The sequence below is a fragment of the Rickettsiales endosymbiont of Peranema trichophorum genome (assembly GCF_004210275.1).
In the GTDB taxonomy this organism is placed as follows: domain Bacteria; phylum Pseudomonadota; class Alphaproteobacteria; order Rickettsiales; family Midichloriaceae; genus RICK02.
Window position 1 is genome coordinate 14,264 of record NZ_SCFA01000004.1, and the last position, 22,363, is coordinate 36,626.

Annotated in this window: 22 protein-coding genes; 10 read left to right on the forward strand and 12 right to left on the reverse strand. The window is 40.7% G+C overall.

Features of this window, described 5'->3' with window-relative positions; all coding sequences use genetic code 11:
* Positions 1-310 precede the first annotated feature (310 nt).
* Positions 311-1,048 (forward strand): alpha/beta hydrolase, encoded by a 738-nt coding sequence (locus tag EDM53_RS00345; protein WP_242507790.1) that lies wholly within the window; start codon positions 311-313, stop codon positions 1,046-1,048.
* 13 nt (positions 1,049-1,061) lie between these two features.
* Here EDM53_RS00345 and EDM53_RS00350 read toward each other — a convergent pair whose 3' ends face one another.
* The 4 genes from EDM53_RS00350 to EDM53_RS00365 all read right to left on the reverse strand — a co-directional run bounded on the left by EDM53_RS00350 (position 1,062) and on the right by EDM53_RS00365 (position 3,634).
* A complete protein-coding gene (locus tag EDM53_RS00350) occupies positions 1,062-1,715 on the reverse strand; it encodes an amino acid ABC transporter ATP-binding protein (protein ID WP_130121359.1) in 654 nt (217 codons plus the stop codon).
* Between the two features lie 2 nt (positions 1,716-1,717).
* Positions 1,718-2,344: an amino acid ABC transporter permease gene (locus tag EDM53_RS00355; RefSeq protein WP_130121317.1), complete on the reverse strand. Its 627-nt coding sequence runs from the start codon at positions 2,342-2,344 to the stop codon at positions 1,718-1,720.
* A 35-nt stretch (positions 2,345-2,379) separates the two neighbouring features.
* Positions 2,380-3,132, reverse strand: a complete 753-nt coding sequence (locus EDM53_RS00360; protein WP_130121319.1) for an ABC transporter substrate-binding protein — start codon at positions 3,130-3,132, stop codon at positions 2,380-2,382.
* A 193-nt stretch (positions 3,133-3,325) separates the two neighbouring features.
* On the reverse strand, positions 3,326-3,634 hold the full coding sequence (locus tag EDM53_RS00365) for a DUF2610 domain-containing protein (RefSeq protein ID WP_130121321.1): 309 nt from the start codon (positions 3,632-3,634) through the stop codon (positions 3,326-3,328).
* Between the two features lie 147 nt (positions 3,635-3,781).
* On the opposite strand from EDM53_RS00365, the gene tkt reads away from it, so the two are divergent.
* Together tkt and EDM53_RS00375 are read left to right on the forward strand one after the other, a co-directional pair.
* Complete coding sequence (tkt, locus tag EDM53_RS00370; RefSeq protein ID WP_130121323.1) at positions 3,782-5,752, forward strand: transketolase; 1,971 nt, start codon at positions 3,782-3,784, stop codon at positions 5,750-5,752.
* Between the two features lie 14 nt (positions 5,753-5,766).
* Positions 5,767-6,630 (forward strand): DMT family transporter, encoded by an 864-nt coding sequence (locus EDM53_RS00375; RefSeq protein ID WP_130121325.1) that lies wholly within the window; start codon positions 5,767-5,769, stop codon positions 6,628-6,630.
* A 28-nt stretch (positions 6,631-6,658) separates the two neighbouring features.
* Here the strand turns inward: EDM53_RS00375 and EDM53_RS00380 are convergent, their stop codons facing one another.
* Positions 6,659-7,912, reverse strand: coding sequence for an MFS transporter (locus EDM53_RS00380; protein WP_130121327.1), 1,254 nt, complete (start codon positions 7,910-7,912; stop codon positions 6,659-6,661).
* 444 nt (positions 7,913-8,356) lie between these two features.
* Here EDM53_RS00380 and EDM53_RS00385 point away from each other — a divergent pair, with 444 nt between their 5' ends.
* Both EDM53_RS00385 and mltA read left to right on the forward strand, forming a co-directional pair.
* The gene (locus tag EDM53_RS00385; RefSeq protein WP_130121329.1) at positions 8,357-9,004 is read left to right on the forward strand and encodes a Tim44/TimA family putative adaptor protein; all 648 of its coding nucleotides are present in this window, start codon (positions 8,357-8,359) and stop codon (positions 9,002-9,004) included.
* A gap of 104 nt (positions 9,005-9,108) precedes the next feature.
* Positions 9,109-10,185, forward strand: coding sequence for a murein transglycosylase A (gene mltA / locus EDM53_RS00390; RefSeq protein WP_165379494.1), 1,077 nt, complete (start codon positions 9,109-9,111; stop codon positions 10,183-10,185).
* 320 nt (positions 10,186-10,505) lie between these two features.
* Here the strand turns inward: mltA and rplI are convergent, their stop codons facing one another.
* The 7 genes from rplI to EDM53_RS00425 form a co-directional block, all read right to left on the reverse strand.
* Positions 10,506-10,973, reverse strand: a complete 468-nt coding sequence (gene rplI, locus EDM53_RS00395) for a 50S ribosomal protein L9 (protein WP_130121333.1) — start codon at positions 10,971-10,973, stop codon at positions 10,506-10,508.
* Between the two features lie 21 nt (positions 10,974-10,994).
* On the reverse strand, positions 10,995-11,276 hold the full coding sequence (gene rpsR / locus EDM53_RS00400; RefSeq protein WP_130121335.1) for a 30S ribosomal protein S18: 282 nt from the start codon (positions 11,274-11,276) through the stop codon (positions 10,995-10,997).
* A 5-nt stretch (positions 11,277-11,281) separates the two neighbouring features.
* On the reverse strand, positions 11,282-11,641 hold the full coding sequence (gene rpsF, locus EDM53_RS00405; protein WP_130121337.1) for a 30S ribosomal protein S6: 360 nt from the start codon (positions 11,639-11,641) through the stop codon (positions 11,282-11,284).
* 97 nt (positions 11,642-11,738) lie between these two features.
* The gene (gene rpsU / locus EDM53_RS00410; RefSeq protein WP_130121339.1) at positions 11,739-11,930 is read right to left on the reverse strand and encodes a 30S ribosomal protein S21; all 192 of its coding nucleotides are present in this window, start codon (positions 11,928-11,930) and stop codon (positions 11,739-11,741) included.
* Between the two features lie 440 nt (positions 11,931-12,370).
* Positions 12,371-13,168: a WD_0702 family putative metalloprotease gene (locus tag EDM53_RS00415; RefSeq protein WP_130121341.1), complete on the reverse strand. Its 798-nt coding sequence runs from the start codon at positions 13,166-13,168 to the stop codon at positions 12,371-12,373.
* Positions 13,169-13,218: 50 nt separating this feature from the next.
* A complete protein-coding gene (locus EDM53_RS00420) occupies positions 13,219-14,043 on the reverse strand; it encodes a DNA adenine methylase (RefSeq protein WP_130121343.1) in 825 nt (274 codons plus the stop codon).
* Positions 14,044-14,081: 38 nt separating this feature from the next.
* Positions 14,082-14,459: a hypothetical protein gene (locus EDM53_RS00425; RefSeq protein WP_130121345.1), complete on the reverse strand. Its 378-nt coding sequence runs from the start codon at positions 14,457-14,459 to the stop codon at positions 14,082-14,084.
* Positions 14,460-14,667: 208 nt separating this feature from the next.
* Between EDM53_RS00425 and EDM53_RS00430 the strand changes: the two genes are divergently transcribed.
* The 5 genes from EDM53_RS00430 (at position 14,668) to topA (ending at position 22,165) form a co-directional block, all read left to right on the forward strand.
* A complete protein-coding gene (locus EDM53_RS00430) occupies positions 14,668-14,940 on the forward strand; it encodes a nucleotidyltransferase domain-containing protein (RefSeq protein WP_130121347.1) in 273 nt (90 codons plus the stop codon).
* A gap of 271 nt (positions 14,941-15,211) precedes the next feature.
* Complete coding sequence (locus tag EDM53_RS00435) at positions 15,212-17,638, forward strand: thaumatin family protein (protein WP_165379495.1); 2,427 nt, start codon at positions 15,212-15,214, stop codon at positions 17,636-17,638.
* Positions 17,639-17,747: 109 nt separating this feature from the next.
* Complete coding sequence (gene ispG, locus EDM53_RS00440; RefSeq protein WP_130121351.1) at positions 17,748-18,965, forward strand: flavodoxin-dependent (E)-4-hydroxy-3-methylbut-2-enyl-diphosphate synthase; 1,218 nt, start codon at positions 17,748-17,750, stop codon at positions 18,963-18,965.
* A gap of 15 nt (positions 18,966-18,980) precedes the next feature.
* Entirely contained in the window at positions 18,981-19,592 is a 612-nt protein-coding gene (locus EDM53_RS00445; protein WP_130121353.1) for an L-threonylcarbamoyladenylate synthase, read from the forward strand.
* Positions 19,593-19,789: 197 nt separating this feature from the next.
* Positions 19,790-22,165: a type I DNA topoisomerase gene (topA, locus tag EDM53_RS00450; RefSeq protein WP_130121355.1), complete on the forward strand. Its 2,376-nt coding sequence runs from the start codon at positions 19,790-19,792 to the stop codon at positions 22,163-22,165.
* The last annotated feature ends 198 nt before the right edge of the window (positions 22,166-22,363 follow it).

A 22,363-nucleotide genomic window follows, 5' to 3' on the forward strand; every position in this document is an offset into this window, starting at 1 on the left:
AAACTACCGCACGTCTTTTTATACAAGAAATTTTCAGCATTTATCGCAATACCAATTTTTGTATTGGTTTGGTTTTGTTTTTATTTAACATACCGAACGCATTTTTATCACAAAATTTCGTGTACAGCAAGTGATGCCATAGTAGTTTTCATAGTGATGCGAACAAGGCATACTTTATGCAATTCAGACTCTTTTCAATATAGTTGTGAAAATTGGTTTTATAAATACTCGTAATAAGCTATACTTTATCCCATGTGAAGGATTTGTAAGTTTGTCCTCGCTCATTAATAACACACTATGGTTGATTGTTATGAATAAGACTGTCATTAAAGAGGTTATGTTGACTGGACAGGCTGGTAGATTAGAAGGCAAATACTATCAAAGCTCCGAAACAACCGCGCCAGTTGCTATAATTCTCCACCCACACCCTTTGCACGGGGGGACAATGAATAACAAAGTTGTATATAATATATTTCATACGCTGGCAAAAAATAATTTCTCGGTTTTGAGGTTCAATTTTCGAGGCGTAGGAAGATCGCATGGCACTTTTGACAGTGGTCTCGGTGAGCTTATTGATGCTGCAGCAGCATTGGATTGGATGCAGTCACAACATCCACAAGCATCAAGTCATTGGATAGTAGGCTTCTCATTTGGAGCATGGATTGCACTACAACTCCTAATGCGAAGACCAGAGCTTGATGGATTCATCACGATCGCTCCACCTGTCAATTCATACGATTTCAACTTTTTGTCACCGTGTCCTGTTCGAGGCCTAATCATACAGGGAACAAAGGACGCCGTCGTACCTGAAGATGCAGTGTATGAATTATACGAAAAACTGGATAAGCAGCGTGAAGCCAGCATAGATTATATGCTTATTAATAACGCAGGCCACTCGTTTAACAAGGAGATAGATAAACTGAATCAAATTGTTGAGGACTACGTCAAAATCAACGCACTTTCAGGAAGCAAACCTAAAAAAATGAAACGCGATAGAAGACGCAGGCAACTTCCTGATATTGAGTCTATGATGTCCACAGGAAGCTAAAGCAAACTCTATATCAGTAGTAATTTTTGAGATAACAAATAGGTGATTCTATCGTTTTAGGATTTGTGTCCGCTACTATTTCCCCTTCCTTCAAGACTAGTATTCGGTTTGCTATCTTCACTAAAAAATCGAGATCATGAGAAGCTATCACCATCGTCATACCTTCTACACGCACAGATTCCAACAACGAGACAACATCCAAAGTAGTTGCAACATCTAAACCTGAAGTCGGCTCGTCACACAGTAATAGCATTGGAGACATCATCAAACTTCTAGCCAGGGCAACCCTTTGCTTTTGACCGCCTGAAAGGCTGGAAGGATATGCGTTCACCTTATGTGCCATACCTAAACTTTTGAGAATCTCCATTGCCCTTATGGTATGTGCTTTTTTTGTATCATGGAGTGTAGGAGCGTATACGAGATTTTTCAGTACATTCATATGTGGAAATAGCTGAAAATCTTGAAACATAAAGGCCGTGCCTACATCACACTCGATCGACCCTTCATCTACCGGCTCCAGTCCCTGTATACAACGTAACAAAGTAGACTTGCCGCACCCAGAAGGTCCAGCAAGACCTAAAACGTCCCCTTCTTGCACGATCAGACTCAGATTATTTAGGACTTTAACCGCTCCAAAGCTTTTAGAAATACCAGATATCTTTAACATTTTCAACGAATCTTGTAACTCATTTCTATTCTCTTACCTATATACTCTATGAAGATGACGAGACTATAGTAGTACGCTCCCGCAATACACAGCGGCATAAAATACGTGAACTGCTCTGCAGAAACAATCTGGGCTCGCCTCATAATATCCATACCGCCTATCGTAGCAATCAATGCTGTTTCTTTTAATAGTGCGATCACCTCGCTCACCATCGCAGGCAATATGCTTCGAAATACCTGTGGTAGTATAATATCCTTCCACATGTAGAACGTTGGTATTTGGAGTGTCTTGGCCGCTTCAAACTGACCCTTTGGTAGACTTTCAATACCAGCTCTAATAATTTCTGCAATGTAAGCCGAACTGTTAAGGCCGAAAGTCACAACACCTGCAGCAACGATATTTAACTTCATACCAATGATACTAGACACCGAAAAGTATACAAAACTGAGTTGTAGTATTAGAGGTGTCCCTCTTAAAACAGATATTATCAGATTGATGACACGTGTCCCAATATTCTTGTATCTTAATATTGAGAGCATCATGCCTATAAACGATCCTATCAATATTCCACCAAACAGGAGCTGGATGGTCACAAAGATACCATAACCTATAAACAGTACGTGGGACATCACAAGCTTTTAAATCATCACAGTTTCAGTAATTCTCATTCCTGCTTTAAGAACATTTCTTCCAAACGCTTCAACTCACCTTTGGTTATCAAAGTATTTAAAGCTTTATTGACCTCTTCAACCAAAGGGCTGCCTTTTTTAAAAGCAATGCCGTAACCTATATCAGATTTTTCAACAATGTTATACGATAAATTTGGATTCTTAGCAATAAATGCAGCGGCTTGTACCCCATCTACAACAACTCCCTCTACATGCCCTGCTTTTAAGGATTCTACAGCCTGAGTTGCTTGATCCATCACCACAATACTCTTATGGCCCACCTTATTTCTAAGCCATCCTTCCATGACACTACCTAACTGACATGCCATCTTTTTCGTTACTAGATCTGCTCTGTCTAAAACCGGCTCATCGCTCTTAAAAATCACAGCTATGTTTTCAGCATAATAAGGCTTTGAGAAATCAAACTGCCGCTTTCGTTCTTCAGTAATTGCAATCGTAGCAATCCCTGCATCAACAGTCCCACCTTGTAAAGCAGCTAATATACCGCTAAATTGCATATCCTGAAACACCGCTTCTCTTCCCATTTCTTTGCTTATTAACTTCGCTAGCTGTATGTCAAAACCATCAAGCTTACCCTCTTGATAGTATTCAAATGGAGGATAGTCTCCTGATGTTGCGAACCTTATGGTACGATCACTGCTTGAGCTATCCTCACAAGCAGCAAGACCAATCACCATGACGGACAGTAACCAAAGTGACTTCATCATGTTTACAAAGATCTGTCTCATTTTTCACTTGTTGTTTTTGTTGTAGCTCTAGCAAGTCCTAGCTTATAGCCCATTGACTAGTCACTGTCAACACATTAAGGGTATCCACAATCCAATCTGAATTCACAGCTCATACAACTAGAGCCACAACAGTACTCACTTTTCAGTGAAAATATATTGGTAAGATACTAAAAGGTCGTAAATCTATACAATCTTATTTACCATCACCTATACTTCCTCCTCCACCTGCATTAGCAGCCTCCGAAGCGGTAGTAGAAGCGGTAGTAGAAGCGGTCAATGCGTACGTACACAGCTCTTCAAACGATACATTATTCCTGTCAGCTATTTCCTTTATCTTTTGAAGGCTCTCCATAAACTCCTGAGGAATCGCACCCCCTCTTTCCTTGCTTAACCACTGCGACTGAAATTGGAGAGGGTGGTGAGCAGGTTCGGGATTACCTATATAAACCGTGAAAGGTGCGTTAACCCCGTGGAAGTCACATGGTATCGTTAGCTTTTTCATGCGCGTTGTTTTTACTACCCTATAACTCTGATCTTAAAATCTTTTTTTGATGTGTCAACCATGTTTTATCATACTTCTAGCAAATACAGTTGATTGTACAGTCACTAAGGTATATAAAGTACGCTAACTTTATTTTTTGTGTGTAGTATGAAAAAACTTTTAGCAAATGCCGTGAGGTTTTTAGCCGTTGACATGGTGGAAAAAGCGAAATCCGGACACCCCGGCATGCCTCTAGGGATGGCAGATGTCATTACGGTGCTATACCAACATTTCCTTAGATTTAATCCTAAGGCCCCCCTATGGGCAAATCGAGACAGACTGATTCTATCTGCTGGACATGGCTCTGCTTTATTGTATGCAGCACTATACCTTACAGGTTATGAAGACATGACAATAGAAGAGTTAAAGCGATTTAGACAGATGCACTCTAAAACGGCAGGACATCCAGAGCATGGTATCGCAAGCGGTGTAGAAGCATCAACTGGACCTCTCGGCCAGGGACTCGCAAATGCTGTTGGTATAGCATTGAGCGAAAGAATGCTAAATGCAAGATTTGGTGATGATATGATCAATCATCGCACATACGTGATAGTTGGAGATGGATGCCTTGCAGAGGGTATCAGCCAAGAAGCAATATCCCTTGCAGGTCATTTAAAACTCAAAAATTTGATCGTACTCTTCGACGATAACGGAATAACAATAGATGGTTCGACATCTATTTCAACTTCTGATAACCAATTAAAAAGATTTGAAGCTTCAAATTGGCGTACGATCGAAATTGACGGCCATGATCACAATCAAATCTTTAGTGCTCTACAGGCCGCTCAGTCTTCAAGCGCACCTGTATTGATAGCATGCAAAACAAAAATAGGGTATGGAGCACCAACAAAAGAAGGTACATCAGCTGCACATGGCGCTCCACTAGGTCAGACAGAAATAGAGCTAATGAAAGAAAAGCTAGGATGGAAATATTCTGATTTTGCAATTCCACAGGGTACCCTTGACGCTTGGAGAAATTTTTATACCAGGACGATACGGGATTATGAAGAGTGGTGTACTAACGCTAGGCTCAATCACTTGGATGCAAACAGAGCCGATCCTTTTCACGTTGATACTTCACTAGAATTTGCCTCAAGAATTTCACGTTTGAAGTCTTTCTTGTCCACTCAAAATATCACAGAAGGAACCAGGAAATCATCGGAGAGAGTCATTGAGATCATTGCTGAGACTATTCCACATGTAATTGGTGGCTCTGCAGATCTTGCTCACTCTACGAATACTAAAGTAGCCGGACATACTTCAATTACTGCTGATGATTATTCAGGGAATTACATTAATTACGGTGTTAGGGAACACGCTATGGTCGCTATTATGAGCGGCTTGCGACTTCACGGCACATTCATTCCGTACGGCGGCAGCTTTCTTGCATTTACAGACTACTGTCGTCCCGCTATAAGAATGGCAGCCTTGATGGAGTTACAGTCCATATACGTTATGACACACGACTCTATAGGACTAGGAGAAGATGGGCCAACTCATCAGCCCATAGAACAATTGGCGGCCCTTAGAGCAATGCCTAATCTTCAAGTCTTTCGTCCTTGTGACGTAATTGAAACGATCGAATGCTGGGAGTTAGCCTTACAAAATGACAGTGGACCATCCCTAATAGCACTAACCCGCCAAAATGTCAGACAAATTAGAAACACTGATACACCTGACAATCCTTGTATCAGAGGTGCGTATATCATAAGAAATAACAATGGCCCACACTGCATTTCCATCTTTGCAACTGGTTCTGAAGTGGAATTAGCCGTGAGCGTCGCAGAAAACTTAGAAAAGCATGGTATAGGGACAAGAGTGATTTCAATCCCATGCTTTGAACTCTTTAAAAAGCAAGATGCAAAATACGTGTCATCCTTATTAAATGCAAAACTACGGGTGGCAATAGAAGCAGGCGTGATACAATGCTGGGAAGGAATAATAGGGGAGAATGGACTGTTTATAGGACTAGAGAGCTTTGGTAAATCTGCACCTGCAAACTCTTTATTTGAGCACTTTGGACTGACTACTGACAAGATCGCCGCTAAGGTTCTAGACACTTATAACAAGCAAAATTAGGCGCTAACGTTTTCATGACACTTCGTCAATATAGTCTAGGTCTTTTTTGGTTTATACTCAATTTAGTAGTCAGCGCATTTAATGACACTACTGTTAAGTTTCTTGGAACCAAGTTACCTTTTCCTGAAATCGCCTTTTTGCGGTTTTCTCTTGGTGCGCTTTTTTTAATCCCCTTCATATTATACTTTGGTTTGAGTTCTGTTCAAACATCTCACAAGCTTATTCATTTGATCAGAGGGGCATTAGTATTCATAGCCATCAACATGTGGGCTTGGGGGATGAGCACAGTACCAATCTCCACGGTCACAGTCATCAGCTTTACGCTACCTTTGTTTATTTTAGTACTTGCATACATATTTTTAAAGGAAGAGATCAGTACTCAGCTATGGATAGCAACGTTTATAGGATGCATAGGTATTTACATCACATTAGCACCCTATGTCTCCTTTAATCCTGCATGCTTAAGTTTAATCGTAGCCACCCTGATGTTTGCAACCCTCGATGTTATCAACAAATCGTTTATTGTTCGAGAGAGCATGTTATCAATGCTTTTTTATTCCACATCGATCAGTGGATTGTTGGGTGTGTATCCCGCCTATACTGTATGGATCGTTCCAACAACACAGGACGTCATACTTGCTATGGTGTTGGGGATTGGAAGTAACCTGATACTATACTGCATATTGAGAGCATTTTCATATGTACCAGCTTCTGTAGTAGCACCATACAGGTATTTAGAGCTTTTACTATCTGCAACGCTAGGTTATGCTTTATTTAACGAAGTGCCGTCGATTAACGTATACGCTGGTTGTGCAATCATTATACCCGTCAGCCTTTTCATATCTTGGAGCTATACGAAATCTGCCACAAAGGAATAGTATGGCACGAATACAATAGCATTCAGCATCACTTGATAATAGAGGAAGAGCCTCTAATGGATAGTCTGATACCCATTATGATTATAACTCCGGCAAATGCGCATACTGGTATTATACTTAGCGCATACTGATAAGTTATAATACTATAAGTGCCACCAACCGTCTCTGAATCAGCAAACGTATCCATCGCTTTACCTATAAGCGTATGAAAAAAAGAGCCTCCTAACATGTTGACACTGTTCAGAAATGCTATACACACCCCTAAGCTTTTGGGTGGAACAAGATCAGAACCTACTGCGAAGATTAGGACCTGATAACAGCACATGATACCTATGATAAACAAAAATGCAGACAACAATAAGACGTTATTTGTTAATCTCATGATCAATAACATCATCATAAATGTCATGACAAGACCACATACGGTGATCATGAAATAACTACCACATTTTTTGCTTAACCATGCTATTACAGGGCCTCCACATACCATACCCAGGAACAGCAGAGATACAATTCCAGCTGCTTCACTCTTTCCAATGTCATATGCGGTGACCAAATACGGTATTCCCCAAACATCTGCAAAGCCTTCTAGTGAGCCAACCATAAGCAAATTGCAGATCCCAAGGAACCAAATTATTTTAGAGTGCAGTAGAAATTTCAAATCTGACCACTTGATTTGTTCATTACTCACCGTTTCAGAGGTTAAGTGACTAGGTGAACGCAACATCAAATATACAAGTATTCCTATAGCAATTGAGATCAGACCTAATACTGTGGCTACATTCTGGTATTGGTACTGTTCCACCAAAATGCTTATAGGCTTTCCCCCGTATATCGCACCTAGTAACCCAAAGGTGAATGAAAATCCCATCATTTTTACATATTGGTCCTTATCAAACCACTCAGATATCACTTTTGAGACCCCTAAAAATCCGGCTGTTGAACAGACACCTATCAAGAATCTACTTAATAAGGCAATGTAAAAATTAGTCGTATACGTGAAAAGTAATGTCACCATTCCACACGATATAGCAAAAATACAAATCACACGACGCGCGCCACATTTATCAAGCAGCACAGCAACTGGAATTTGCATACCTGAATATGCGTAATAGTAAAATGCAGCAAGAACTCCCAGATCAGTTGCGTTGATGGATAGTTGCTGCGTGATCTCTTGCATAGCAATACCAGGCAGAAGACGAAGAATAAACTGATACGCAAAAAATAAGAGCGATACCATCCACATATAAATTGGCAAATACTTACTACTTAAAGCAAACATACAGGCAATAAAGTACACATAAGAAAGGTTATGAAGTAGTGTTGTACACGAATGCGCATCACTTTCTTGGACGACAGGAAAAGCAGGAAAGAAACTCGAAACAACCCTAACAGGCTTAGTGCTTTTTTTAAGACTACTTGCTTAGCTACGAGTACGAGCTTATGATTTTCAAGCCTCGCACAGTATATGTCTGATGAGGTAATGTGTCAAGTGATATGTACGGTTCATAGACGCCTATAACAGGGCCTGACCTTCTTATAGAGTTGATACGATCAGAACATTTCATTCAACAGAAACAGGTTATTATAATGTATTGCGGAGGAAGTCAGATTATTTACTCGTGACAATCCAAGTGTCTAGGAAATATGCTTGTACAATACGAATATTATCTGGTAAAACTATCTGAATTCATTTATAATAACATGACTAGTTTCAAGTAGTATAATGTCCGACACCTTGGTTACGCTCTTATTTGCAATTATCACAGTTGTATTGTTCAGTAAGTTACTCAAAGTCTTTGGAACTGCAGATGAGAGTGATCGTCACCAGCAACAAAGAACGTCAGAGAATACAAAAGCCAGGTCTTTTTTTAATATCAATATAGCATCTGCTTTTGAAGCATCATTGCCTCAAAACGTGCGAGATGTATTTGATGAAGTCAGAAAAATAAGCAGTAACTTTGATCCTGAGCATTTTGTTGAAGGTGCACGCTATGCATTTGAGATGATAGTTAAGGCCTTTGCCAATGGTGATAGAGAAACGCTCAACAAGTTGTTAAGTCGCACTATCTTTGAAGCATTTGTGCAGGAAATAGAGCAAAGAGAGAGCGTGGGTGATGTATATGAAGTTGCCATAGTAAAGCTTAACAACTCCGATATCATAGATGCAGAGCTTCATAATAATGTTCTCACTATTACTGTCCGCTTTATAAGCGAGCAAATTGCAGTCACAAAAAGCAAAGATGGCACCTTAATATCTGGTGATTCCTCACACGTCAGTGTCATAGAAGATGTTTGGGTGTTTAGTAAGCACTTAAAAACTAGCACAAACATCTGGCAATTAGTGGACACGAAAAGCATACAGAATCCATAACTAAGCACATCGATTGAATGTCTAGATTCCTTGTTATGATTGGTAGGGCTAATCTCTGTCTCATACTGTTCTGCCTATCCTTAGGATTGGTGGGGTGTGTTCATATGACCACTACAAAAGACAAACCAGTTGAAATACAATTGGTGAAGTCGAGTTTTGATGACCTCAATCAGTGGGGCTATGATACTCAATACGAAGCGCTACAAGCTTTTAAAAGATCTTGTAAGATATTCATTAGACAAGATCCAGATCAGCCTATCAGCAATTTAACAAGATTGGGTGGTAAGGTGCAAGATTGGGTAGCACCATGCAAAGATGTGCTGGACAGTAAAATTACGAACAGTGATTTAGCAAGAAAATTTTTTGAGCGCTGGTTCATCCCGTATCTTGTTAAGGATATAACTGGAACCTCGACTGGTAAATTTACAGGATACTATGAAATTGAGCTTCGTGGTAGTTTAAAGAAAACCAAAAAGTATCAACACCCTGTGTACGCTTGCCCTCAAGATATTGATATCATTAGGGGTACCAGCAGTATTTCACACAGAGCCATTAACAATGGTGCTTTAAAAAACAAAGGACTGGAATTAGTCTATGTGGACAACAAAGCACGTCTCCTCTTCATGCATATTCAGGGCTCAGGGATTGTACATTTGGCAGGAGGAGGACAGATGAAATTGGGATATGCGTGTAAAAATGGTCATCCGTATCTTGCTATAGGTCCTTTGTTTAAGGACTATGCAAAGACAAGAATACACTCTGGTGTAGACATGATGCATTGGTTACACACAAATCCAAAGGAAGCTACTGAACTGACTGAGCAAAATCAGTCGTACGTTTTTTTTAAGCAAATACATGGAGAAACGCCAATTGGTGGACAAGGTATTCCCTTAACTGCTGAAAGATCGATGGCGATAGATTACAAGCTATATCCTTATGGAGTTCCAATGTGGTTGGAGACTGAATCCCCCAAAATTGACGCATTACCATCTATTCCATATAACAGACTGATGATTGCACAAGACACTGGCGGTGCAATTAAAGGAGCTATCAGAGGGGATATATTTTATGGTAGGGGCAAGATAGCGGAAAAACTCGCATGCACTATGAACAAAAGTGGGCTGTACTACGTTTTATTTCCAAAAACTGTTTTCGTACCATCAGTATACAAATCAAATTAAGTGTCGCAGTTGCACCCCATATTGAAGTGCAACAATCATTCTGGATAAGAGTTCACACATTGTCAAAAGAATACCGCACTTTCAATATTGACATGCCAGCTTTCATAGTTACACGGCTTTGAGTATTCTGTTATCCTACCTAGGACTGCTTTTGTGTGTTTGGATTCTGCAGACCCCACATTGCCTTTACATCTATATGTATATGTATTCAGAGGCAAGACGCTTCATAGCAGCTGTACTGCCACTAACCGTCGGGACCAATAAGAACACACCCACAAGCCCTACTTCTACTCTCTCTCTGAGCTTAGTTTTCTATACTATCAGCTGTGCACTGAATCCTGGTCTATTCTAGATATCTGCAAACCTACCTTTACCTTTACCTCAGGATGCAAGGCAACTGCTACATCATACATTCCTATTTCCTTAAATCTATCCGTAAGCACAATCTGAGAGGCTTCAAGCTCCACACCAGCGACATCTAACAGGCCCTTCGCTATATCACGGCCACTAACCGAACCATACAGTTTCCCATCTTCAGCAGCTTGACGTACCAACACAACCGATACACCCTCGAGTTTTTGTGCTACTAAAGCAGCTTCTTCTCTTTTGGCAATATTTCTCTTGATGATCTCTTCACGCTGCTTCTCAAAAATCTCCATATTTGTCTTAGTGGCCCTCAAAGCAATCCTCCTGGGCAACAGATAATTTCTACCAAACCCATCAGCTACTTTGACTATGTCACCAGGCTCACCTAACTTTTCTACACCTTCAAGCAAAATTACTTCCATTCTATACCTCTTCTACCAAGCTTATAAAACTGTGAAAGGCAACAAGGCAAGCTTCCTAGCTCTCCGAATAGCCTGCTTCAGCCTTCTCTGATTTTTAGAAGACACATAAGAAACGCGACTCGGCAATACCCTTCCCTTCTCTGAAATATACTGCTTTAAAAGCTGTATATTTTTGTAGTCAACCTCTCCATTTTCAGGATTATCCAGAGGACAAGATTGGGGGCCTCTTGTCTGATGCTTCCTATTAAAAAGGATAGCATTTGACATAGTTTCATCAAACATTCCCGCTGTTGTTTCTGTCATAATCCTCACTCCGTATAATTATTGCCCAACGCCCCAAGATCAGATGGAGTCTGCATCATCGGAGATGGTACATCTGTTAAAGAATCTACCTTGACAGTCATAAAGTTGATGACATTTTCATCGATCTTATACTGTCTTTCTAGATTTTTGACTGCAGGGGCATCACACGATAACCCCAGCAACATGTAGTGGCCTTTTTTGTTCTTTCTAATTTCATATGATAGAGTTCTGAGACCCCAGTACTCCTTCTTGACAAGAGAACCTCCCTCCTTCAGGACTATCTGCACGAAGTGGTCGGTAATCTTGTGAATATCATGTACTGGTATATCCTGTCTAAGAATAAAAGTGGATTCGTATAATGGCATGCTACTTATCTTTATACTTCTTGATTAATGTTGAAGGCCAGATTCTATAAAATGATTAATCATTTTGCAACACATTTCATTGCAAAGAAACAGATAGTTAGAAGAACCTCTTTCTGTCCAATTTTCTTCTTCGTCTTATTGCTTCCTGTGTCTTGCGTACACGAACTTGGGAAGGCTTTTCATGAAAACGACTTAACTTCATCACTTTATAAATCCCCTCTCTTTGCATTTTCCTTTTGAGATTTCTCAATGCTACATCTACATTATTAAAACGTACTACGACCTGCACCAATGTAATATTCCTCTAATTATTGTTAACGAAAACACTTGATATTGTTTCTATACCAATAATGACAACAAAACAAGTATTATCTTGCAGATTTTGCTTATGTTACGTAACAATCTAATAGCCAAGTACAATCTCATATTTAACCTTCTTAGCCGCATATCATCTTCTCACTTGTATATAAGAAGCTGAACCTCGCGCTCGGTTAACCCGGTCGCCTCACTGACTTTCCCGTGATCCATACCGGTACTGAGCAAATGCTTGGCTATTGAAATAGGTTTTTACCACTCATATACTTCCCTCTCTACGTTTGTCATCTGTAGTTCTTTCATCACTTGCAACGCTTTCTTTATCTTTGGCAGATGTAATGACGTTATACATCATACACCACTTGTCGCAATGGGGGTGAGCACACAGGTTTTGTAACTGATACAATGATACCTTCAGTAATCCTTAATGGATTTGATGGCCTTTTGCCACTTTTTTGCTGCGTTGGCTTGATGGTGCAATTTTTGTACTTTTTCCTCCGACCATTTGTGCTCAATATCATCAACAGGTACAATATATTGTTGGCTGTATAGAGCTATATTTTTATCAACACTGTTATGGACGGTGTTGAACAGCTCCTTTGATAATAGTGCAACAACCCTCTCAAAAAACTGGTATACGTCTTTTAGAGCATAACTGTATTCAGCCTTATATCCCTGGACCTCTTTGGCCATTGATACCAACTGAAAAAAACGAGCAAATAATTCAGACGACCTCTGATCTACCGGGTAAGTATTAACCTCTACCACCAATACCTGCTTCACAGCAGATTGTAGCGTGATACTACGAGTGTTGTTTGATTTTACATCCTCCATGATACATCTATCAAAGGATGCTATGTCTTCGATGCACTCTTTCTCCATCATATGAGCTAATTCGTGAACTATAATGTGTGGCTGTATACTCTTAATCGTAATAGTATAAAGACGATTTCTTCTAAACCGATTAAGCATTTTAACAACATAGCCACTTTCTATTGTTCTACAGTTACCCTCATCAAGTTCAAAGAAACGCCTATCATAAATCACAAATGTCAGTAAGCCTTTGAAGCATAGAGTTGCTGTTAGATCTAATATGGGCTTAAAAATTTCATATCGGTATAGTTTTGCAATAATGCTACGGAATTTCTCCTCTAGCACATGATCTTCAGCACGACTTGCCTTGTAAATAATATCAAGCGGCGTTTTTAACATTTATCATAGATAATGTGCATGAGTTATCCTTGTAATATAGCAATCATACCTTAATAATTTGTTACCAACAGCTCTGTTACCGCCACTCTTTGGTCACTTCTACAGCTTATATGCCTAGGTGCCATGACCACTTTGATGTTGTAATTACTATACAGCTTTTTGATCATATCTGTATTTGAATTTGATAACATCAGGTGAACTCCTTGTTGACTCAAATCATCAAAGAACTCTTTTAACTGACGTTGATGTTGACTCGTAAAACCAGAATTTGAATAATCCACAAATGTTTTACGTTCTTCAAAATGATAAGGAGGATCAAAATATACCAAATCCCCCTTTTTTGGGCTAATACGATCGAAATTGCAAACACTTATATTTGCATCTGCAAGAACGTTGTGACACGCCATGATGTTTTTGTAGTCTACTTTCACCTGACCGTACTTTCCCATTGGTACGTTGAATTTACCTTCTTTATTGACCCTGTACAGTCCGTTATAACAGGTTTTGTTAAGGTATAAAAACCTTGCAGCTACTTCTACAGACTCATCACAGCTGTCTAGAAGTCTCACCCTATAATATCGTTCCCTAGAGTGTTCCTGATGGTACTGTGTCAGCTTTGTAATGAGCTCTTGAGGTTGTGATTGGACCACTTGATAAGCGGTGATTAAATCTCTGTTAATGTCAGACAGGTATGCCTTATTTACTTGTCTCTGCAATGCAAAGAACATAGCACCACCTCCAACAAATGGTTCGTAGTAATCTTGAAAAACAGGAGGCAGAGAAGATAACAAAGCTCGGATGATGCTACGCTTACCTCCCACCCATTTAACAAACGGGAAAGCTTGTTTCAAGTTACAGTTCTGCTGATGTTCCATTCTCTAAGTACATATAAGAGGCAATACTCCTGACAACATCATGTCCCAAAGGCACACGGCATGTCATCAAGCACAGCTCCAAGATCTATATAATCCGTCATCATATCAATAGCACCATAGCCCAGAGGTATCAACTCCTTTAAACATCCTGCAGGCCAAGAGGCTATCTCAGGAGCATAGATAGTTTGGAGGACATTGATACTACACCGCACTAACACATTTAGCGTACCATCTGCCTTTACACGCATCACCTGATTCGTGGTGTAGCCAAGCCCCAATACACCAACTTGAAGGTGAAGTGAAGCTTGTGTAGTACAATGAGAACCTATTGGGTCATAACTGGCGGAGACTTTAGCAGACACATACACAACCGTCAATCTAGCTGTCACCATTCCTAGGTTATTATATACAACCATACAAAAAATGAATAGAATTATTACAGAGTTCTGTGTAATACAAATTCATTAAAAACAAACTAAAATTAAAAAGCTTGTGTAAAGATGTTGTTGAACTACCCTTATTTCAGAAATTGAGTTCAAAGCACTCTATGCATATGCCTGTGTTGCCCCATAACAAGCTCCCACAGCAACTCATTCTAGCATGAATGTACACGATCGAGAATATATGAACCAAAACCTAGATTATCAATTCATAACACAATTGAAAAATTTACCATTTGTGGATGAGATGTGGCTTTTTGGATCCAGGGCCCGCGGCGATCATCAAGATAGGTCTGATATCGATATCGCAATAGTATGTCCCGAAGCGACAAGAGATGATTGGTTAAAAGTTACCGATATTGTAGAAAATGCTGACACACTGCTAAAGATAGATTGCCTCAGGTTTGATAAAAATCACTTGCACACAGAACGGTATGATATGCCTGCAACCGTTTGATATCGCCCCCTTCGGACGTTTTAGATTTATATTCTTGTGCTGCAAACAGCTTATATATCTTTTTTAGCATATAAAAATGCCACATTGGTCAGTAATAAGCAGGTTATAAGGTCAATCACACTACATTTCAAGCAAACACAGCCTATACACAATACTTTTAATGCTTGAAATCCATCATACGGTCCTCTACTATAAAAGTATAGGGGTTAAACAGTGTAAAAAAATGCAAAAGTTCCCAATACTGATATGTTCCTTCATGTATCTCATTTGTGTGTTGGTTACTGAACCTGCCGCTGATACGTCTCAACCTACAAGGCTTCGAGTCACAAATAGATGCACGGAAACAATTTGGGTCCAACAAGACTTTAAACAAACAGCTGGAAAGTACATCGTCAAAGAGCTTGCACCACAAACCTCTCACGACTATCCAATCCCCCGTGAAGGACTAGCAGGAACAAGATTCTGGGCAAAACAAGGATGCAACAAATATGGATATGACTGCAGGCTCGGTGAAAGTACAGGAGTACCAAGCGCACAAAACAGCGGATACCAAAGGCCTGACTTCCCTTTTGCTCCAGACATCAACAGCAAGCTTGAGGTAACATGGGGGTGCTTGTTTCCTAATATTTATCAAAACCAGCAATATATTAGGAATCCAAAGTGCTCTGAAAATCCCTCATGCTATCCTACAGATGGTACACCACTAGATCCACAAACCGCAGCAGCTTGTGCAATCGATTCAAAAGTTCCACCAGTGACGTTTTGGAATGGATCTCTTGTAGATGGCTATACATTGCCGTTTCAAATCACAATCACTGGAGATACATTATGCCAAGATGGCAAAGGAAGGGTGATGCTTGACCCAACCGTCGACTGCCCAAATCTCCCACTTGATCAATGCCCTACAGGTGAAGATTTATCACAAAACGGACAGTACCGCGAGCTACCCCTTCTCAATGGAGGCACCTTCAATATGAGTAGCGTAAATCTTCAGTATTCAAGACATGATGATCCTACTACTGTTCTTGGATGTTTTAGTCCATGTTCAAAACTCACATTCGCTGCAGAAGGAGGCTTGAGAAATGTTTTTAGCGACCCTAAGAACCCAAATCAACCTATAGAAGTCACCAACAAAAGTGAGTACGCTAGACTATATTGCTGCCCACGCGACTCTACATCTGTAGATGCGTGTAGAAGCGGACCCATACTTAAGACTTCTTATTACGATATGATTAGAAATCAACTTCGTCCTACCTGCAGGGCCTATACCTACGCCTACGATGACGAGTATGGAACAGGTGTATGCACTGGTGATTTCAATATGGAATTGACATTTTGCCCTAATTCCAATACACAGCCTGTGACACCTTCGTCTACTATATACAGGGTAGAGCTTGGGCAGCCTGCACCTCCAACACTGCCTGATACCAGCGCGATCTTTGTTGTTCAAGGCGATAACCAATCCAACTCAAAGTCTAACAAACAAATAGTATCACCACAAAATAATATCGTGAACTTACCAAATGACCAAGATATCACGGTTACTAATAATGATAGTACTATATCATGTAAACTCAATGTGAGGGATGGTGTCATAACATTAAAAGAAGGAATAGTAGAACCGGACAATAAAAAAGGTATTTGTCAAGGTATGAGCAATATATTAGCAAGGAATGACAGTGGTGATGAGATTCCAAATTCAGCGCAACCATATCTCTTGGCATTCCCTCAATGGGGTGGAGGTATTGCACCACTGGAGAATATGAATCCAGGTAGAGAGCCAGGCCCAGAAGACGATCCTCAACCTACTCCAACCCCTACTCCAGATCCAGCACCTACTCCAATCCCTCAACCTACTCCAACTCCTGCTCCAGATCCAACACCTACTCCAACCCCTCAACCTACTCCTACGCCTACTCCAGATCCAGCACCTACCCCAACTCCTCAACCTACTCCTACTCCTACTCCTGCTCCAGATCCAGCACCTACCCCAACTCCTCAACCTACTCCTACGCCTGCTCCAGATCCAACACCTACTCCGACTCCTCAACCTACTCCAACCCCTACTCCAGATCCAGCACCTACTCCAACCCCTCAACCTACTCCTACGCCTGTACCACTCACCATCAAGGAGTACAATGTAGTGATTGGAGGAAATGCAGCCGCAGTATTTAGTTATGCCAAATCTTCATCACAACAGGTGCAGGGAACAGGCACAGTTCTTTTGCCTGATAATGAGGAGATCAATGTTACAAACGGCGACGGTAGCGTCCAATGCAAACTTATCTTAAATGAAGGCGTTATAGTATCTGAGTCTGGTGATCTAGGTTACTGTAGAAATGCAAGAGAGGGAGCGGTCATCACAAATATGCCCTACAATATCATATTTCCTGCATGGGGTGGAAATAGCGGCCCATCTCCTAAACCTCAACCACCTAAACCTGTAGAAGATATTAAATACTCGTGCTCCGTGGCTTTTGGTTCAAGTGCTCAGCTTGTAATTCCAGGCAAAGAACCCGTATACCTAGACTATGGTTACCACGATAATATCATGCTACCCAAAAACGGCACGTTCACTATCTCCAACAGGGGTGGTACTGATTCCTGTACATTCACAGTGGTTGACGGCCAAACCTCTACCACAGGAGCATGTGTAGTGGATACGATCAATAAAAGCATAGCACTGCCGGCTTGGTGATACTTCACCAATCGTTTATGTCATGATTACTTATTGACACTTAGACAGCTAGGGATATACTTGTTGCATCATATATGGTTGAAAAGCATTTCCCTTTAACGTTAGCTCCATGTTCCACAGGCATATTACCAACACAGTCCTGGTTAGAAACGTACCGATAGGTGGAGGGTCTCCAGTAGTCATCCAGTCTATGACTAATACTGACACCACTGACGCTAATGCAACTGCAGAACAAGCAATAGAGCTTTTCAAATCAGGAGCAGAGATAGTCAGGATCACTGTCGACACAGTTCAGTCCGCTGAAACGTTACCAAAAATACGTGACAAAATCACCGCTGCAGGCTATGACATTCCGCTTGTAGGTTGTTTTCACTATAATGGCCATCGTCTTCTTACTCAAGTACCATCATGTGCAGAAGCTCTTGATAAGTACAGAATCAATCCAGGAAACGTAGGGGTTGGTAGTAAGAGACAGAAACACTTTGACATTATGATCGAACAAGCTATCAAGTATAATAAACCTGTCAGAATAGGTGTAAACTGGGGCAGCCTAGACCAGGACCTCTTGTCTAATATGATGGATGAAAACAGTCTTTCGTCATCCCCCAAGTCATCAGCTGAGATAGTTCAGGAAGCACTGATCTCTTCAGCAATTGGTAGCGCCAAAAGAGCAGAGGAGCTAGGACTACCACAAGACAAGATTGTTGTGTCTGCAAAAGTCAGCTCTGTCAAAGAATTGATATTCGTATATCAGGAGCTAGCAAAAAGGTCAAAGTACGCATTGCATTTAGGCCTTACTGAAGCTGGAATCGGTATCAAAGGTGCTGTAACCACCAGCTGCGCTCTTGGAATCCTTCTTGGTATGGGAATCGGCGACACAATCCGTGCATCTATCACTCCAAGACCTGGAGAATCGCGAGCTAATGAAGTGATAGTATGTAAAGAAATTCTTCAAGCTTTGGGGCTTAGAAGCTTCAGCCCAGCCATCACATCATGCCCTGGCTGCGGAAGAACCAGCAGCTCTTTCTTTCAAGATCTGGCAGAACAAGTGCAAGACTTTGTGAGCGCTATGATGCCGGAGTGGAAATCAAAATATCCAGGCGTAGAAAATATGAAAGTAGCGGTAATGGGATGTATAGTGAACGGACCAGGAGAAAGCAAACACGCGGACATTGGAATTAGCTTACCTGGGAAGGGTGAAGCACCTATTGCACCTGTTTTTATAGAAGGTAAGCAGGTCTGTGCTTTAAAAGGAGACGACATAGTAGAACAATTTAAACTCATTCTAGGAGAGTATGTGACCAATAAGTATAGTCCTACCAACTGAAGCTAAACAAAAGTTATGATTTTAAGGGATACTTCAGAACACATCAATCTCATAGTAGACACTTTAAAAGGTGGTGGGCCAGTTGCACTTCCAACAGATACCTTGTACGCTCTCAGTGCTGATGCTACCAATCGAAAAAGTATCGACGAGGTTTTTGCAATGAAGAGAAGAGCGAGAGACAAGGCGCTTCCAATATTCTGTGCTGGCATTGACCATGTCAAATCCCTGTGCCACCTAAATCATAATGCTGAAAAAATAGCGCAAAGATTTTGGCCAGGCCCTTTGACGTTGGTATTACCATTATTAAAACCACGTGACGATATTCATGACATAGCTGTCAGAGTCCCAAACTCCCATATCGTCAGACATATCATCAGCGTGATTGATTTTCCTATTACCGGGACCAGCGTCAATATATCTAGTCACCCCCCACTTAATACTGCACAAGAGATTGAACAATGTTTTGGTGGTCAGTTACTGATACTTGATTCGCCAACTACAAGCAGCGGTATTTCTTCTACAATCATTCGACCCACCGATATTGGCTTTGAAATGATACGCCTGGGGAGGGTTCCAGAGCAAGAGCTTCATGAGTGTTTGTTTAATCATCCCCACTCCTCCATGTAACTCAGGCTGGGAATGTTATAGAAGCTTTCGCTGCACAAATATTGCCTTACAAATTGATTCGCACTTACATTCAACTTGACGTAACGCTCCTAAGGTTTATTTTAACCTAGTGAAGTGTTCGCATCACCGTCCTAATTAGTGTGATAAAACATTTACACCAGATTCATAACATACAAGGAGTGAGAACACTATAGACAATGAAACTACTAATCGTGGAGTCCCCATCTAAAGCAAAAACACTAAACAAGTATTTGGGAAAAGAATTTGTTGTGTTGTCTTCGTATGGCCATATCAGGGGACTACCATCTGCACCCGGCTCAGTAGAACCAGATGCACAGTTTAAAATGCACTATGAAATGACAGACAAGTCTGGTGAGCACGTTAAGAGGATAGTGGAACAAGCCAAAAAAGCAGAGATGATATACCTTGCTACAGACCCCGATCGGGAAGGCGAAGCGATATCTTGGCATATCAGTGAGATATTACGGATGAAAAAAGCGATCCAACCATCAACCACGGTCAAGCGCATTGTCTTTCATGAAGTGACCAAAAAGGCAATTTTAGAAGCATTGTCTCACCCAAAAGACATTGACATGGATCTAGTACACGCTCAGCAAGCTAGACAAGCACTAGATTACCTTGTTGGCTTTACCTTATCACCGGTTCTATGGCGTAAGCTACCAGGGAGTAAATCCGCAGGTAGAGTCCAATCTGTCGCACTACGTTTGATCAGTGAAAGAGAAGATGAGATAGACAAATTTCAAATTCAAGAATACTGGAGCATAGATGCACTCTTTGCAAGTACAGAGAAGGATGTGCAAGAGCATTTCAGTGCTTCATTAACACATTACAAGGGACAGAAGCTTGAGAAGCTTAGCATCGGAGGCTCAATCCAAGCTGAATCTATGCTAAAAGATTTAGAGCACAATCAATACAGCGTAATAGACATTCAGGAAAAAGAGACCGCACGCCATCCAAGCCCACCTTTCACCACGTCGACTCTAATTCAAGAAGCAGCTAGAAAATTAGGCTTTTCGGCAAAGCATACATCCCGTGTTGCTCAAAAGTTGTATGAAGGTATTGCAATAGGGACAGAGGTTAAAGGTTTAATTACATACATGAGAACAGACTCTGTTAACCTTGCAAAAGAAGCCATTGATAGTATTCGAAGGGAGATCATATCGCTCTATGGTAATGAACGGTGCGCACCTTCACCTAGGGTGTATCAAACTAAAAGTAAAAACGCACAGGAAGCTCATGAAGCAATACGTCCGACTGATATAGCACTAAAACCAACTAGCATACAAAGTTACTTAGATGCTGATCAATATAAGTTGTACGAGTTAATTTGGAAACGTACCATAGCCTGTCAAATGAGCAGTGCGAAGGTTAATATCACAACGATATTGATATCCGATCAAAATAACACTGGTACATTTAAAGCTACTGGTTCTGTCGTAATTTTTGATGGCTTCTATAAGGTGTACCAGGAAGGAAAGGACGAAGCTGATGACGAGGTTAAAGACAGGCTTCCCGTGCTTCACAAATATGAGGCATTAAACACTCTTAGTATGAAAGCTAACCAGCACATGACCCAGCCTCCACCACGTTACACTGAGGCGAGTCTCATCAAAAAGTTGGAAGAGCTTGATATAGGGAGGCCGTCAACGTATTCAAGTATCATCTCAATTTTACAGTCCAGGAATTATGTTGCTTTGGAAAAAAAGCGATTCATCCCAGAGGTAAGGGGACGGATAGTCACTGCCTTTCTTACACTATATTTTACCAAATATGTTGAGTATCACTTTACCGCAAATTTGGAAGAATCTTTAGATAATGTCGCCAATGGACAAAAGGATTGGAGGGCTCTGCTAGAAGATTTTTGGTCAGATTTTCATTTAAAAACAAAAGAGGTGATGACTTTTGACAATCAGGGCATAGTCACAAATTTAGAGTCGCACCTTCAACATTTCCTTTTTCCTCCTACAAACCCTAGTACGGACGATCAAACAGCTCCAACAACATCTTGCCCAAAATGCAAAACAGGAAGATTGCATTTAAAGATGGGAAAATTTGGCGCATTTTTGGGATGTGACAACTACCCAACATGCACTTATGCAAAAAACCTTGACACAACCAACACAGATAACGCTACTTCTGAGAGCGTCAAAGAGTCCAAGCTTATCTGTGTTGAGGAAAAATCTGGCAAGCAAATTCTGCTTAAAAATGGACCATATGGGTACTATCTACAGTTTGGCGAAGATGCTACTAAAAAAGGTACCAAAAAAGATAGTCTTGTTAGAAGAGTCTCACTCCCAAAATTTTTAAAACCCGAGGATGTCACAACAGATATCGCAAAATCCCTGTTGGAGTTGCCCAAAATTTTAGGTAAAGATTCGGTGACAGGACAAAATATTGTTCTAGGAATAGGAAAGTTTGGCCCATATTTAGAGTGTAATAAGCAGTACACATCCTTACGCCAAATGAATATATTTGAAATAGATTTAAACCAGGCAATTTCGTTGATTGCAGAAAGCGCAAAGAAGAAAAAGCCAGCCAAAAAATCCAAGTAATGCTAATAGCAATGTATGGAATGCTGAGGGCTCTCCAGTGATAACGGATGAAGCGACAGACACACGATATTCACATGGTCCATTCGTCAAAAGTCTAGATTTTGAATATCTGTATTAGAGTGCTGGTCTCAATTTCCGTGCGATTTATGTTTTTTGCAAAGGCTTATAGCCAAATGTTGACGTTTGAGGTGCAATATG